Annotated in this window: 17 protein-coding genes; 10 read left to right on the plus strand and 7 right to left on the minus strand. The window is 47.1% G+C overall.

Annotated features, from left to right (window positions below; all coding sequences use genetic code 11):
* The first annotated feature begins 12 nt into the window (after nucleotides 1-12).
* The 3 genes from dltC (at nucleotide 13) to KY305_RS03715 (ending at nucleotide 2,710) form a co-directional block, all read left to right on the plus strand.
* Nucleotides 13-249, plus strand: coding sequence for a D-alanine--poly(phosphoribitol) ligase subunit 2 (gene dltC, locus KY305_RS03705; protein WP_061523252.1), 237 nt, complete (start codon nucleotides 13-15; stop codon nucleotides 247-249).
* Entirely contained in the window at nucleotides 250-1,434 is a 1,185-nt protein-coding gene (dltD, locus tag KY305_RS03710) for a D-alanyl-lipoteichoic acid biosynthesis protein DltD (protein WP_223061395.1), read from the plus strand.
* Between the two features lie 187 nt (nucleotides 1,435-1,621).
* Nucleotides 1,622-2,710, plus strand: coding sequence for a branched-chain amino acid aminotransferase (locus KY305_RS03715; RefSeq protein WP_223061396.1), 1,089 nt, complete (start codon nucleotides 1,622-1,624; stop codon nucleotides 2,708-2,710).
* Between the two features lie 39 nt (nucleotides 2,711-2,749).
* Here the strand turns inward: KY305_RS03715 and licH are convergent, their stop codons facing one another.
* From licH to KY305_RS03745, 7 genes are all read right to left on the minus strand, one after another.
* Nucleotides 2,750-4,078: a 6-phospho-beta-glucosidase LicH gene (gene licH, locus KY305_RS03720; RefSeq protein ID WP_223061397.1), complete on the minus strand. Its 1,329-nt coding sequence runs from the start codon at nucleotides 4,076-4,078 to the stop codon at nucleotides 2,750-2,752.
* A complete protein-coding gene (licA, locus tag KY305_RS03725) occupies nucleotides 4,075-4,407 on the minus strand; it encodes a PTS lichenan transporter subunit IIA (RefSeq protein WP_223061398.1) in 333 nt (110 codons plus the stop codon). Before licA ends, licH begins: the two co-directional genes overlap by 4 nt.
* Before the next feature lie 18 nt (nucleotides 4,408-4,425).
* Complete coding sequence (gene licC, locus KY305_RS03730) at nucleotides 4,426-5,784, minus strand: PTS lichenan transporter subunit IIC (RefSeq protein WP_223061399.1); 1,359 nt, start codon at nucleotides 5,782-5,784, stop codon at nucleotides 4,426-4,428.
* Between the two features lie 15 nt (nucleotides 5,785-5,799).
* The gene (gene licB / locus KY305_RS03735; RefSeq protein WP_316252430.1) at nucleotides 5,800-6,135 is read right to left on the minus strand and encodes a PTS lichenan transporter subunit IIB; all 336 of its coding nucleotides are present in this window, start codon (nucleotides 6,133-6,135) and stop codon (nucleotides 5,800-5,802) included.
* A gap of 99 nt (nucleotides 6,136-6,234) precedes the next feature.
* Complete coding sequence (gene licR, locus KY305_RS03740) at nucleotides 6,235-8,163, minus strand: transcriptional regulator LicR (RefSeq protein WP_223061400.1); 1,929 nt, start codon at nucleotides 8,161-8,163, stop codon at nucleotides 6,235-6,237.
* A gap of 135 nt (nucleotides 8,164-8,298) precedes the next feature.
* Nucleotides 8,299-8,424, minus strand: a complete 126-nt coding sequence (locus KY305_RS19880) for a hypothetical protein (protein WP_262417539.1) — start codon at nucleotides 8,422-8,424, stop codon at nucleotides 8,299-8,301.
* Nucleotides 8,425-8,486: 62 nt separating this feature from the next.
* On the minus strand, nucleotides 8,487-9,077 hold the full coding sequence (locus tag KY305_RS03745; RefSeq protein WP_214985216.1) for a DNA-3-methyladenine glycosylase: 591 nt from the start codon (nucleotides 9,075-9,077) through the stop codon (nucleotides 8,487-8,489).
* Between the two features lie 219 nt (nucleotides 9,078-9,296).
* On the opposite strand from KY305_RS03745, the gene KY305_RS03750 reads away from it, so the two are divergent.
* From KY305_RS03750 to celB, 7 genes are all read left to right on the plus strand, one after another.
* Complete coding sequence (locus KY305_RS03750; protein ID WP_262417594.1) at nucleotides 9,297-10,295, plus strand: FecCD family ABC transporter permease; 999 nt, start codon at nucleotides 9,297-9,299, stop codon at nucleotides 10,293-10,295.
* Nucleotides 10,296-11,309, plus strand: a complete 1,014-nt coding sequence (locus tag KY305_RS03755) for a FecCD family ABC transporter permease (RefSeq protein WP_223061402.1) — start codon at nucleotides 10,296-10,298, stop codon at nucleotides 11,307-11,309.
* A 15-nt stretch (nucleotides 11,310-11,324) separates the two neighbouring features.
* A complete protein-coding gene (locus KY305_RS03760; RefSeq protein WP_223061403.1) occupies nucleotides 11,325-12,221 on the plus strand; it encodes an ABC transporter substrate-binding protein in 897 nt (298 codons plus the stop codon).
* 237 nt (nucleotides 12,222-12,458) lie between these two features.
* Nucleotides 12,459-12,977, plus strand: a complete 519-nt coding sequence (locus KY305_RS03765; protein WP_223061404.1) for a C1q-like domain-containing protein — start codon at nucleotides 12,459-12,461, stop codon at nucleotides 12,975-12,977.
* 168 nt (nucleotides 12,978-13,145) lie between these two features.
* The gene (locus KY305_RS03770; RefSeq protein WP_223061405.1) at nucleotides 13,146-13,457 is read left to right on the plus strand and encodes a PTS sugar transporter subunit IIB; all 312 of its coding nucleotides are present in this window, start codon (nucleotides 13,146-13,148) and stop codon (nucleotides 13,455-13,457) included.
* The gene (locus KY305_RS03775) at nucleotides 13,457-13,789 is read left to right on the plus strand and encodes a PTS sugar transporter subunit IIA (RefSeq protein WP_262417541.1); all 333 of its coding nucleotides are present in this window, start codon (nucleotides 13,457-13,459) and stop codon (nucleotides 13,787-13,789) included. Before KY305_RS03770 ends, KY305_RS03775 begins: the two co-directional genes overlap by 1 nt.
* A 16-nt stretch (nucleotides 13,790-13,805) precedes the next feature.
* Entirely contained in the window at nucleotides 13,806-15,125 is a 1,320-nt protein-coding gene (gene celB, locus KY305_RS03780) for a PTS cellobiose transporter subunit IIC (RefSeq protein ID WP_223061407.1), read from the plus strand.
* The last annotated feature ends 4 nt before the right edge of the window (nucleotides 15,126-15,129 follow it).

Below are 15,129 nucleotides of genomic sequence, written 5' to 3' on the forward strand. Positions count from 1 at the left end.
GATTGAAAACACATGGAATTTAAACAAGAAGTATTAGACGTATTAGCCGAAGTTTGTCAGGAGGACGTTGTAAAGGAAAATCCTGATATTGATATTTTTGAAGAAGGACTGCTTGATTCTTTCGGAACTGTAGAGCTGCTTGTTGCCATCGAAAACCGTTTCGGCATTACTGTGCCCATCACTGAGTTTGACCGTGATGAATGGAATACGCCAAACAACATTGTAAACAAACTGACTGAGTTGAAGTAAATGAAAAAGCGTTTCTTTGGCCCTATTATTTTAGCGTTTGTCCTGTTTGCCGGAGCCATTGCCGTTCCGGCTTCATGGCTTACGCGCTTCATTCCGGAAAAACGTGTCGAAGAGTCGGCAGCAGCCTTAAGCCCGAATATGTTCCAAGGGCTCTATCTGCAAAACAAAATGTTCGAAGACCCGAAATATATGCCGATTTTCGGTTCTTCCGAGCTTTCCAGACTGGATGAGTTTCATCCGTCTAACTATTTCAAGGTGAATAATCAAGGATTCACGCCTTATCTTGTCGGAAAAGGCGGTTCGCAATCTTTAATTCACGCTATTAACTTTGCTGCACACGCTGATCAGCTCAGAGGCAAAAAAATGGTATTCATTGTTTCGCCGCAATGGTTTACTAAGCACGGTTCTAACGAGCAGCATTTCGCACCCAATTTCTCATCATTGCAAGCACTTAACTTGGCTTTTAATCATGATATTGAACCGGGCCTGAAAAAACAAATGATGAAGCGTATGCTGCACTATAAAGTTGTCCAGAATGATGCCGTCCTTTCTGAACTGTTTAAAGCCATACTTAAAGACCAGACTTGGAAGGTTAACGCGTTAACACCGGCTGCGAAACTTTACTATAATATCTTAGAAAAGAAAGACCTATACTACTCTATTGAAGAGCCGCAAGGACCGAAACGTTCCATTAACGAAAAACTTAAAGGAAAATCATGGTCTGCGCTTGAAAAGCTGGCCTCTCAATACGGAAAAGAACACTCCCGGACCAATCCGTTTTTTATAGACGACTCTGTTTATAAAAATATCAAGAATAAAGTGCCAAAGGCAAAAGGTTCAAACAAAGGGAGAACATACGCTTATAAAAAATCGCTGGAATTTAGTGATTTTGAAGATATGCTTACTATTCTGAAGGATGCCGGAGCTAAACCGATGTTTGTCGTCATTCCAGTTAACGGGAAGTTTTACGACTACACCGGCTTCCCGAAAAAAGGACGCACTGATTACTATAAAAAAGTCACAAAGCAAATTAAAGCCAAAGGCTTCCAAGTTGCAGACTTATCAGGGCACGAACATGATCCGTACTTTATGAAAGACACCATCCATATTGCCTGGAAGGGCTGGGTATATGTCGATAAAGCGATGGAACAGTTCTATAAAACCGGCAAGGTGACGGTTCATTAAGACCGGTTATGACAGAACGCGAAAAACGAACACGCAGGGGAGCCATTTTCTCCCCTGCTTTTTGTTTGATTTGATTTTTTCACAAATTTGAGGTAAACTATTGCGAATATTTGTTGAAGGTATACAATAGAATATAAATTATTTTCTAATAAGTTTGACAATAACACCAATAGGGAGACAGACTACTATGAAACAAGACATTCGTGTTGAATTGACATCAGCCAAAAAACCAAAACCAGATCCCCATGACCTTTCATTTGGGAGAATTTTCACTGACCATATGTTTGTCATGGATTACGATGGCGATCAAGGCTGGTACGATCCCAGAATTATTCCTTACCAGCCTTTCTCAATGGATCCTGCGGCCATGGTGTATCACTACGGCCAAACCGTATTCGAAGGGCTTAAGGCTTACGTAACGAAGGATGAAGAGGTTCTGCTGTTCAGACCTGATAAAAATATGGAGCGCCTGAATCAGTCAAATGACCGACTCTGCATTCCGCAAATTGATGAAGAGCTTGTCCTCGAAGGCTTGAAGCAGCTCGTTGCCCTTGATAAAGACTGGATTCCGAAAGCGGAAGGCACCTCTCTTTATATCCGTCCTTTTATTATTGCGACCGAGCCTTTTCTCGGTGTGGCGGCATCCCATACGTACAAGCTTTTTATCATTCTTTCGCCGGTCGGCTCTTACTACAAAGAAGGCATTAAACCGGTTAAAATTGCGGTGGAAAACGAATTCGTCCGCGCTGTAAAAGGCGGTACAGGAAACGCGAAAACGGCCGGAAACTACGCCTCAAGCTTAAAGGCGCAGCAAGTCGCCGAGGAAAAGGGCTTTTCTCAAGTTCTTTGGCTGGACGGCATCGAGAAAAAGTATATCGAAGAAGTCGGCAGCATGAACATCTTCTTCAAAATCAACGGAGAGATTGTGACGCCGCAGCTGAACGGAAGCATTCTTGAAGGCATCACGAGAAACTCAGTCATCACCCTTTTGAAACACTGGGGCCTCCCTGTTTCCGAGCGCAAAATTTCCATTGATGAAGTCATTCAGGCGCACCGTGACGGGCTTTTGGAAGAAGCATTCGGAACAGGCACCGCGGCGGTCATTTCCCCGGTCGGCGAACTGATCTGGCAAGATGAAAACCTTGTGATTCATAACGGTGAGACTGGAGAAATATCTAAAAAATTGTACGATACCATTACAGGCATTCAAAAAGGCACGGAAACTGACGTGTTCGGCTGGACGACAGAAGTCGCCTCCCTCAGCAAATCAAAATAACATCAAAAAACCCGGAATCGAATCCGGGTTTTTTTTGTGTTACGCTTCAATCGACTTAAAGAAAAGCGGCAAATGCTCTTTATGTGCTTCAAGCATTTCATCTAAAATGGCTTTTGCTACGGAGTCTGACGGCACGAGCGGGTTAATCGTCATCGCGAGGAGCGCCGTTTGATAATCGCCCGTGACGGCTGCTTCGGCGGCGACACGCTCAAATGATTTGATTTGCTGCACGAGGCCCCTGACCGATACCGGCAAGTCGCCGACTGCGATCGGCTTCGGTCCGTTTTTCGTCATAACGCAGCTCACTTCAACAGCCGAATCATTCGGGATGCTGGCAATCGTGCCGTTGTTTACAGTATTGACAGGCTGAATGTCGTGTTTGTCGTTAAAGATAGAGCTGATCAGGTTGCATGCCGCGTCACTGTAGTACGCGCCTCCCCGTTTCTCAAGCTGCGGCGGCTTGATGGCGAGGTTCGGATCTTTATACAGTTCGAACAGTTCTTTTTCTACCTGCTGCACCACCTCGGCGCGGGTTCCTTCTGTTTGTGACGCTTCAATCTCATGCTCAAGCATTTCTTTCGTTTTGAAATAGTAACGGTGATAGCCGCAAGGAATCAGATCGAGCGCCTTCAGAAATTCAGGCTCCCACTCTGCTCCGGAAATGTTTTTCATCGTCATGGCATTTTTCGGATCTCCCATGGCTTCAATGACCTTATCCTTTACACTGACGCCGTCTAAGAAAACATCCAGTCCGAAGACCATGTGGTTCAATCCGGCAAACTGCACCTCTATCCTGCTGACGTCGACATCCAATGCTTTCGCGACGCCCATTTTGATGCCGATCGGCACATTACAAAGTCCGACGACTTTTGACAGATTGGAGTAGCGGAGCAGGGCTTCGGTGACCATGCCGGCAGGGTTTGTAAAGTTCACAAGCCAGGCGTTCGGGCAAAGCTCTTCAATATCTTTGGCAATGTCCAGCATAATCGGGATGGTGCGCAATCCTTTAAACAATCCGCCCGGGCCGTTTGTTTCCTGGCCGATAACGCCGTATTTCAAAGGAATCCGCTCATCCTTGGCGCGCGCCTCAAGAAGTCCGACACGGAACTGAGTGGTCACAAAGTCAGCGTCTTTCAGCGCCTCTCTGCGATCGAGCGTCAAATGAATGTCAATCGGAACACCTGCTTTTTCAACCATGCGCTTTGCGAGCGTGCCGACGATGTTCAGCTTTTCCTCGCCTGCGGGAATGTCGACAAGCCACAGTTCTCTGACAGGCAGTTCATCGTACCGTTTAATCAGGCCTTCCACAAGCTCCGGCGTATAGCTTGATCCTCCGCCTATCGTTACAATCTTAATTCCTTTTGTCATATTGTTGCTCCCCCTTGTATACTCACTTTTCCGTAAAGCTCGACTAACTCTGCGGCCATATCCTTTACGGTCATGGCATTCATTAAATGATCTTGAGCGTGAACCATCAGCAGCGTCATTTCTGTTTTTTCTCCGCCTGCCTCATTTTGGATGAGCTCTGTTTGATAATGATGGGCTTCTGTCAGTTCTCTTGCGGCTTCCTGAAGCTTCTGCTCCGCAAGACAGCTGTCCCCCCGCTTTGCGGCGGCGATAGCTTCCATTGAGGCGCTCCTGCCATTGCCGCCATGAAGAATGATTTGAAAAATGATTTGTTCCATTTTCTCATTCAAGTGTTTCACTCCCTTTCTCTACAGCACGGCTTTTTCGTCTCCCTGTACGGCTGCTGTTTGTGATTGGTCAAGCTCGTTTTCTTCTCTCAGCTTTTGTGTGTCCCACATTCTGAAGAATGGATAGTACACGGCAAAGGCCACGATAATGTTGACCGCCTGCATGACAGCCCCCGAGATTTTACCTCCGGTGGCAAGATACCCCGAGAAGATCGGCGGCATCGTCCATGGGACAGCAATTCCGGCAGGTTTGGCGACGAGGCCGGTGCTCATACCGATGTAGGTCAGCGTCAGTGTGACAAGCGGCGTGATGATAAACGGGATAAGAAGCATTGGGTTCATGACGATCGGCATTCCGAAAATAATCGGTTCATTAATATTAAAGATCGCCGGCCCGATTGCGAGTTTCCCAAGCTGCTTCATTTGTTTGCTTCGGGCGCGGAGAAACATGGTGACGACAAGCGCGAGCGTCGCGCCGCTTCCGCCGATGTTTATCCAAATCTCGAAGAATTGCTGTGTGAAAATATTCGGAAGCGCATCGCCCGCCTGAAATGCGACCCGGTTGGCATCCATCGCACCGTACCAGATCGGCGCCATAACGCCGCCGACAATATTTGCCCCGTGTAATCCGCACGCCCATAAAAGCATTTGGACCGCCTCAGCGACAAGGCTTCCGCCGAGACTTCCACCGAGAATTGAGAGCGGTGTCCCCAATAAAACGCTTACAACATTATGAAGGCTTTCAAACGGCGTCGCTTCGACGATTAAACGCGCGCCCCAGATCAAGAAGATGACGGCGAAGCCTGGAATTAAAGCGATAAATGATTTGCTGACTGCCGGCGGCACGCCGTCCGGCATTTTAAACACAAGATTCCGCTGAATGATCAGGCGGTAAATTTCTGTCGATACCATCGCAATAATCATGGCGACAAACAGCCCTTTGCTTCCCATGAGAGAAAGCGGGATGCCGCCGGTAACCATAATTTCCTCCTTGGCCCCGGAAGGCAGAAACGGCACTTTGTACGGTGTCGCCAAAAGAAATGCCGCAAGTGATATCGCACCGGCCGATAAGGCGTCTACTCCGTATTTTTCGGCCAAGCGGTAGGCAATTCCGAAAGCGGCGACAAGCCCCATGATTTCGAAGGTTGCATCAACCGGATAGGCCAGCTTCTGAGACCAAGCGCTGCCGAATGTTTTTGCCATGAAATCCGCATAACCGGGAATCGGCAGGTTGCCGATGATGAGAAAAAACGAACCGATGATAATAAGCGGCATCGTCAGGATGATACCGTCACGCAGTGCTTGGAGATGCCGCTGCGAGGCAATTTTTCCGGCAATCGGCATAACCTTTTCTTCTAAGAACTGGTTCACTTTATTCACACGGCCCGCCCCTCTCTATGATGCGTTTCCGAGCTGTTCTGCTGATTTCAGAACCTCCGCTCCGTTGCAAGTGCCGTAATGGACGGTATTGATGACATCAACCGGCACACCTTTTGATTCGCCTAATTTTTTCAGCTGCGGAAGTAAATAACGGACTTGCGGCCCAAGCAGCAATACGTCCGCTTTATCGATATGCTGCTTGACAGAATCGCCTGACACCGCCCAGATTGTATATTCTTTTCCTTGTTCCTTTGCGCTTTTTTCCATTTTGGTAACGAGTAAGCTTGTTGACATGCCTGCTGCACAAACGAGTAATATATTCATGTAAAAGACCTCCTGTGAGTTTGATATTTTGTATGTCTCGCTGTTAGTAACATCATATTATGAAATCGCTTTCATAACTACTCAGGGTTTTTCCGCTGCTAACGGAAAAAAGGTGTATCCCGGCCTTTATTTGATGATGTTTTTCCCGAAAACGCGCATGATATCCTGATAGCTTTTGCACTTTAGAAGACGGCTCACCGCTGCCTGATCGTCCAAAATGCTGCCGAGCCGCTTATACATATGCTGGAGGTCGGCTTTGTTTTCTTTTTCCACACACAGCAGGCAGACAAATTGGACGCGCTTGTTCGCCCAGTCAATCGGTTTTTTCAAGGTGCATACCGCCCAAAACGTTGTGTCTGTCTGCGGGATGAGCGGATGCGGAATGGCGGTAAGATTGCCGAAGCTAGTAGGAGAAATGGCTTCCCTCTCAAAAATAGAATCGATCAGTGAAGGACCCGCCAAACCGGAATTCACAACCTTTTGCCCTAAAAACCGGATGACGTCTTCTTTCGTCTCCAAATCCTGCTGTAAAAAAACCAGCTCCGGCTTCAGAAAATGAGTTTGTTCTCCCTTTTCTTCAAGCATTGAATCTATTTTTGTAAAATCACCGCCGCCCAATATCGTATTGACCTTTAACACAGGCACGGTCAATTCTTTTTTGATCGGCACTGTGCTGACAACAAAATCTATCGAATCGAAAGCAAGCTGTTCGAGACTGTAATAATCCGCCGTTCCGACTATCTCAAGGCGTTTTCCGAAATGGGAACGCAGCTTTTCTCTCAGGAGCTGCGCGCTGCCTGCACCTGAAGCGCACACGATTATGCACCGCTTAGGCGGACGCTCTGTCTTCCGCCTTTCTATGGCGGCGCCGAAGTGGAGCGCCAAATATCCGATCTCATTTTCATGAATATCGATGCCGGTCTGCTCCTTGATCACCATTCCCCCGATGACACCCGCTTCAAAAGCGAGCGGATAATTTTCTTTAATCGCGGCAAGCATCGGATTTCTCAGGTTCATGCCGTATCGGTTGCGGTTAATGGCCGGCTTTACATGGAGCGCAAGCCCTGTTTTCAGCTCACGGTCTTCCATAATTCCGAGCTCCAGCTCCCTTTCAATGGCTCCAATCATGGCTTCTGTTAATTGGCTGGTCTGCGGGTCTATCAGTCCCGTAAGCTCTTTCCCTTCAACCTGTGACTGTGTCATGCGTTTTGTCCCGAGCAGATGAATCGCAATATACGCGGTTTCATGTTCGGGAAACGTGACGGAAAGCGCTGATTCAAGCTCTTTTACAATGGCTTCTGCTGATTTATATTCTTTTTCAAGCTTAATGTCATGAAGATCCTCCGGGAAGAGAGACACATAGTTTTCTGTCCGTATTCTCTTGCAGGCAATGGCGATGTGGATGATAAGATTGTTCAGGCCGAAAAATGAAAGCGGGATCTGCTCATTCCGGACCTCCTTCAGAATGGCTGTGCGGATTACATGAATGTCGTCCTCCGGTAAAATATCGGCTTTTTCATTCAGAAGATCAGGCTCGGGCTCCCGATCGTCCACTAAATATTCCGCCATACAATAGCGGAGACGGACCTCTTCGCCGCGCAGCTTAAAACCGTAATTCGGCCGTGTTTCCAAAATGATATCGTAGGGATGAAGCCGTTTTTTTACTTCTTTTATATCGGATTGAAGTGTGGATTTGCTGATGAACAGCTCTTCCGCCAAATCATCCAGCTTGAGGTAGCCTTCTGTCAGGAGCAGTCTTTTCATGAGATAATTGATCCGTTCATCCGGAAAAATCGGCAGGCCGCTGTTTTGCTGAAAATTATCTTGAAGCCAATTTTTAAACGGCTGCTCATCCCGGATCGACAGCTTATAGCCGCTTCCTCTGACAGATTGAATAGAAGCGCCGTGTTTTTCTAAAATGGTTTGCAATTCCTTAATGTCATTGCGGACCGTCCGTGTCGTTACTTTTACATTCGCAGCGATCACTGAGCTTGTAACCGGTGTTTCAGCAGCTAAAAGCAAGCGCAGAAGTTCACGAAGTCGCCCATGAAGCATGAGAAAAACCTCCTATCAGATCAGATGCAGACGTGAAAAATGGGCAGAAAGGATGAGGAAGGAGTAAATGTATGTAAATTCTATAATGGAGAGGATATCAAGTCAATGCAGCAGCCGCATAAAAAAACAGCCGGATCAGCCAGCTGTTCGGGATACGGACATGTGCTTCCGCTTAGATGCTTTCCGCTCTTTTACGATCTTTAGGATAACCGGATAGATGACAGGCGCCCACTTGATCATGGTTTTGAAAAATTTTTTCAATGTTTCATGTCCCCTTTCTTCTTTACTTGTCTTTGCCCGGATTTCAGCGCCCGTAAACATGATCAGCGTGAAACAAACCGATTCCCTGTCACCCAAAAGCGCCACGGATAATCCCGCGCCTCTCCGCTGTTTTCAATCCCGATTCGCGGGCCTGTTGATATGTGTTCCGGTGTGAAGCCCTCTGTGATAAACAGCGGCGGCTCCGTAATCATGCGGCCGTAGTCATTCATGGATACGCCCAATGCCTTCGTCAATTTTCCGGGCCCGTTTGTCCACTCTCTCGGACGCCTGCCCGTCCTCCGCCGCTCCATCATGAATTGGCCTTCGTGAGGCTCAACCGCACGTATTAACACGGCCTGCGGAATATCGATGTCCGCGGCGACGACGTTCATTAATGTATGGGTGTGCATGACGTATGTATAGACGCGGCCCGCCTCCTGAAACATGATCTCCGTCCGCTTCGTGCGCCGATTTCCAAAGCTGTGCGCCGCCCGGTCATCAGCTCCCATATAGGCTTCAGTTTCGACGATAAACCCTGATGCCGTTCCTTCATCTGTTTCCTTTACCAAGAGACAGCCGAGCAGTGAAGGAGCAAGCTCCAATGAAGTTCTCTGATAAAATTCAATCGGCAAAGGCTTTCGTTCTGGCGCCACCTGTCTGCCTCCTTTCCTATTGAAACCATTTCCTCTTTCACGTTTTTCACTTCTTTTATAAAATGTAAACATGAAGAACTCTATTGCGTTTTGAAAAGTTGCTAGTATATAATATGAACGTTCAACTGAAAATGATTCTCATGTTCAATAAATATCGGACAATCATCATAAAAGTAGGTGAATTTATTTTTGGGCGCTTCTGTCACATCCGCAAACCGTCTGTTGATCGTCTTAAAGAACAGCATCTTTTTTCTGGCTGCGATTATCGGACTGCTTGTTTCTATTTTTTTCGCCGTTTCATTTGGCGCAAAAGACATTACTTTACATACTGTTTGGTCTGCCATTTTTCAATATAACCCGAACATAACCGGGCAGCAGATTATTCAAGAATTGAGACTGCCGAGAGTGCTCGGGGCCGCGGCTGTGGGGGCTGCGTTTGCAGCAGCGGGTGCCTTGATGCAGGGCGTCACGAGAAATCCCTTGGCTGATTCGGGCGTTCTGGGGGTAAACGCGGGCGCGATGTTTGTTGTCGCTCTTAGCTTTGCTTTTTTCCCTCATTTGTCTTATGCCCTTCTGATGGTGCTGTCATTTATCGGCGCGATGGCAAGCACATGTCTTATTTTTTTTATCAGCGCCGCCGGAAAAGGCGGAATGACGCCATTACGCGTCACTCTTGCCGGAGCAGTCGTGGCTGCTCTTTTACATTCACTCAGTACGGGAGTGGCGATTTATTTTGATTTAAGCCAGGATTTGGCCTTCTGGTATGCGGGCGGGGTGGCTGGCATCAAATGGGCCCATTTAAAAGTGCTCGTTCCGGTGATTCTTGTCTTTGTTATTCTCGCAACATCGATGGGCCGGTCTGTTACCCTGCTTTCAATGGGAAATGACGTCGCTTCGAATTTAGGGGTGAATACAACTCTGACGCGTGCCGCCGGATTGATGATCGCCGTCGTTCTGGCCGGTGTTTCTGTATCGGCCGCCGGTTCCATCGGCTTTGTCGGACTCGTCATCCCCCATATTTCCCGAAAGATTGTCGGCGTTACCTATAAGCTGATTATTCCGATGTCGGCGTTATTGGGCGCGATTCTGCTGATTTTGGCTGATTTAGCCTCGCGGACCGTCAGCCCTCCCAGAGAATTGGCGATCGGCATTATGGTAGCACTTGTAGGTGTTCCTTTCTTTCTTTATATCGCCCGCAAGGAAGGGAGAGAACTGTAAATGAAAGTGCAAAAGGAAACGAAAAAAGCTGCTGCGGCGGGATTCATTCTGCTGCTCATCGCAGCAGGCATTATTCTGATCGGATTAAATACCGGCTCGTTCCGTCTCACTCCTCTTACAGTGGGAAAAACACTGTTCGGATACGGCACGTTTCAGAGCACAACGGTGTTATTTGACTATCGGCTGCCCCGGATTCTGGTCACAATGATGGCCGGGATCGGCTTAGGAGTGGCCGGCGCTATATTGCAGGGAGTATCCCGAAATCCTCTTGCCGATCCGGGTATCTTGGGTCTGCACGCTGGTGCTTCATTCGGGCTGATGATATACATTACTTTTTTTCATTCCCTGGAAGCTAAAGCATCGGTATTTATCCCTCTATTTACGTTTGCGGGCGGCACACTGGCTGCTTTGATCATTGTACTGCTTACATATGACAGGCTTAATGGCTTTTTAACGATTCGCATGCTTTTAGTCGGTATTGCTGTTTCTGCGGGTTTTAGCGCTGTTACGCTGTTTATGTCACTCCGGCTTAATGAAGAAACCTATACATTTGCTTCCCGCTGGCTGGTCGGGAATGTGTGGGGAAGAGATTGGATTCATGTATGGTCGCTATTGCCGTGGATCGGCATCCTCGCACCGATTGCATGGATGCAGTCCCGATCATTGAATATTTTAATGCTTGGTGATCAGGCAGCCGCAGGGCTCGGCGCGCACGTGCAGAGAAAGAGGATTGTGCTGATCGCCATTGCTGTCGGCTTGTCCTGTGCAAGCGTCGCAATGGCGGGCGGAATCGGCTTTATCGGCTTTGCTGCCCCTCACTTAGCCAGACGGCTTGTCGGCACCATGCATCAGCATATCATCCCGATTGCGGGGTTGATCGGACTTGTTATCCTTGTTGCGGCTGACACCATCGGCAGATCTTTGTTTCAGCCGAACGCCATTCCGGCCGGAGTGGTTGCAGCCGCAATCGGCGCGCCCTATTTTCTCTATTTGGTCATGAAAATAAAATCATAAACAAGGAGTTTTCTCATGAAAAAGTTATTAATGCTCGTGAGTTTTATAAGTATTTTGGTATTGGCTGCGTGCCAATCTGATTCATCGCAAACAGAATCAAAAAAGAAATCCGGGGATCATAAAATCGCCTCGATGTCCATTCACCTGACAAATGATCTACTTGCTTTAGGCATCACACCGGCAGGTTCCGTCGTAGGCGGAGAATTAAAAGATTTTCTGCCTCATGTGAAAGATCAGCTGAAAAACACAAAGAAATTAGGACCTGCCACAGATCCCGATATGGAAGCTTTACTTGAGCTGAATCCTGACAATATTTATCTTGATAAAGAATTCGCAGGGAAAGATGTGTCCAAATATAAAAAAATCGGAAACACACACGTTTTCGATCTTGATAAAGGTACTTGGCGCGATCATTTAAAAGACATCGGAAAAATCGTGAACCGTGAAAAAGAAGCGAAAACCTTTATCCGGCAATATGAAGATGAAACGAAACAGGTTACATCTATGATCAATAAGGAATTAGGGAAAAACGCCAAAGTCATGGCGATCCGCGTGAATGCAAAAGAACTTCGTGTATTCAGCACACGCCGCCCGATGGGGCCGATTCTTTTTGATGACCTGAAGCTGAAACCGGCTGACGGCATTAAAGAAATGGACACGTCCCGCCCTTATGAAGTCATCTCACAAGAAGTCCTGCCTGATTATGATGCCGACGCTATTTTCGTGGTCGTTAACAGAGACGATAAATCGCAGCAGGCCTTTAAAGAGTTACAAAAGAGCGCTGTATGGAAAGGGTTAAAAGCGGTAAAAGCAAACCATGTCTACAAAATTGCCGATCAGCCTTGGCTTGACTATTCAGCATTGGGAAATAAATTAGCAATGGATGAAGCAAAAAAACTATTTCAAAAATAAGCACGAGCCGGTTTTGCAGCATGCAAAGCCGGCTTTTTGTATATTACTTCGCTTATATTGGGGAAGACAGGCATTATCTTAACCATACAGACGCTATTCATTACTCTGATCGGGCTTTATTGTTTCATTAGACACCTTCCGCCTATTTACGAGTTCTTTTGGGCTGAAACCGTTCCTCTTTACTTAATCTATCAATACTATGTTTTGATAGATTGAATCATAAGGAGGAAAAAAGATATGCCGCAACGGCCAGATCGTTGGATCGTGAGAAATAATGAATCATCAGAACCTCTTTTGTCACCCGGTGTTATGCAGGGCGGTTCCCGCAGCCCCCAGACGGTTTCAGCTTTCCGGGCTTTCACCAACAGCAGCCAGTCTGTTCCCGCAAACGCCGCCAGCCAAGTTTTGTTTCCCGTCGTTCAATTTGATTTAGCGAAAGAGTATAATCCTAATACTTCAACATTCACTCCGAGAATGGCAGGCGTCTACTCGCTGACCGCATCAGTTGAATTTCAAACGACTTTACCCGGCGCTTTCACCTTAGAAGCGGTACTTCTCGTTAATCAGGATGTAATAGGAAGAGCCAGAGTCGTTCGCACGGGGACTCTCCCTGCGGTCGTCACGATTTTTGACATTCTTCAATTACGGGCCGGAGATACAGTAACGGTCGCGTTGCGAAGTACGGCCGCCGGTGCCGTCCAAGCGGGACAACAGACACATTTTGCAGCTGCGAGAGTGCCTTCTCCGACTGCCTGATACAACAATATAGTCCGCTAACCTTTTAAGACTGATCTTAAAAGGTTTTTTTATGCGCCCAAAACATCAGGATGAATATATTTATAAAATAAAAGTATAGACATTTAAAAACAAATGATTATAATAAAAATGAAAACGTTTTAAATTCATAGAAAGAAGGGGTCAATCGTGAAAAGAATCTTACTGGCGTGCAGCTCGGGAATGTCCACAAGCCTGCTGGTCACTAAAATGCAGGCTTATGCCCGTTCCATCGGCGATGAAGCTGAGATTTGGGCAGTCGGGCAGGACAAAGCAAAAGAAGGGCTGAAAAGCGCGGATGTTGTCCTGATCGGGCCGCAAATGAGCTTTTTAAAAGAGGAGCTTCAAAAAGAAGCGGAGCCTCTTCAGATCACAGTCGATGTGATTGATATGATGGCGTACGGCATGGCAGATGGAAAAAGAGCATATGAACAGGCCCTGAGTCTGATGGAGAACAAATAATGGAGGCGCGCAATATGGAGCCGTACACGGATGAACAGATCAGTTTTCAGCTGATTCTTCACAGCGGCAACGCCCGCAGCTGCATCATTCAGTCCATACGGGATTATAAAGAAGGCCGAACAAACGAGTCTGAATCCTTGATATCTCAAGCTGAACAAGAGTTTGCCAAGGCCCACGATATCCATTTTCAGATGATTCAAAAAGAAGCCGGCGGCAAAAAAACGGATTTCTCCTTGCTTTTCATGCATGCCGAAGATCACTTGATGTCGACCATGGCCATGAAAGAAATAGTAAAAGAAATGCTCGATTTATTTAAAACTAAGAATTTATAAAATCGGGGTGGATACGGTGTTTGAGAAAATCAGCCAATTTCTTGTTCCAATTGCGGGAAAATTAAATAACAACCGCTACTTACAAGTATTACGAGATGCTTTTATGCTGGCCTTTCCGCTGACCATTTTCGGTTCGGTCTTTGTCGTTTTGACCAACCTGCCTTTCTTAAATAAAATCATGAGCCAGTCCGCCCTGTCCGTCTTTCAGTCCGGCTTCGGCGGCGCCTCGGCAGCAACGATGGGAATCATGTCCGTTTTTGTCGTATTCGGGATCGGCTATTACCTTTCAAAAAGCTATGAGGTGGAGGCTGTGTTTGGCGGAGCGATTGCGTTGGTTTCTTTTTTGCTCCTCACCCCCTTTGTCCTGGAACCTGAAACGGGCAAAGCTGTTTCAGGGGTGATTCCGGTTGACCGGCTTGGGGCAAAAGGGATGTTTCTCGGCATGATTACCGCGTTTTTAGCGGGTGAAATTTACAGAAAAATCGTCCAGAAGAATTTGACCATTAAAATGCCGGCGGGTGTTCCCCCGGCTGTTGCAAAGTCGTTTGCCGCATTGATTCCGGCTTTCATCACGCTTACCGTTTTCCTGCTGATTAACGCGGCTGTCACACAGCTCTTTCACACCAATCTGCATGATGTGATTTACCATACGGTTCAAGCCCCGCTTGTCGGACTTGGAAGCGGTATCATTCCTACTTTGACCGCGGTTTTCTTTATTCAGATTTTATGGTTTTTCGGATTGCACGGACAAATTATCATCAATTCGGTTATGGATCCGATTTGGAATACATTGCAGGTCGAAAATCTATCAGCTTATACAGCAGGCAAAGAGATTCCCCATATCATCTCAAAACCGTTTATGGAGATTTACACCGTCGGGATGGGCGGAACCGGAATGACATTGGCCATTGTGATTGCCATTTTGCTTTTTATGAAAAGCAAGCAGATGAAGCAGGTCTCTAAGCTCGGCCTCGCGCCAGGCATCTTTAACGTCAATGAACCGATCATTTTCGGATTGCCCATCGTCATGAATCCGATCATCATCATTCCATGGGTCATTGCGCCGATGGCTGTCACGCTTGTGACCTACTTGGCGATGTCGGCCGGAATCGTGCCTCCTCCGACCGGAGTCACCGTGCCTTGGACCGTGCCGCTCTTTATTAACGGGATTATGGCGACAAATTCAATCATGGGCGGTGTCATGCAGCTGGTGAACCTCTGCATTGTGTTTGTCATCTGGTTCCCGTTTCTAAAAGCATTGGATAAATTAAACATGGCAAAAGAAAAAGAAGCGGAAGCTCAGCAGCAAGTCCGCGATGACAGTATGAATATGTAACGAA

The organism is Bacillus sp. YC2 (assembly GCF_019891195.1).
Taxonomy (GTDB): domain Bacteria; phylum Bacillota; class Bacilli; order Bacillales; family Bacillaceae; genus Bacillus.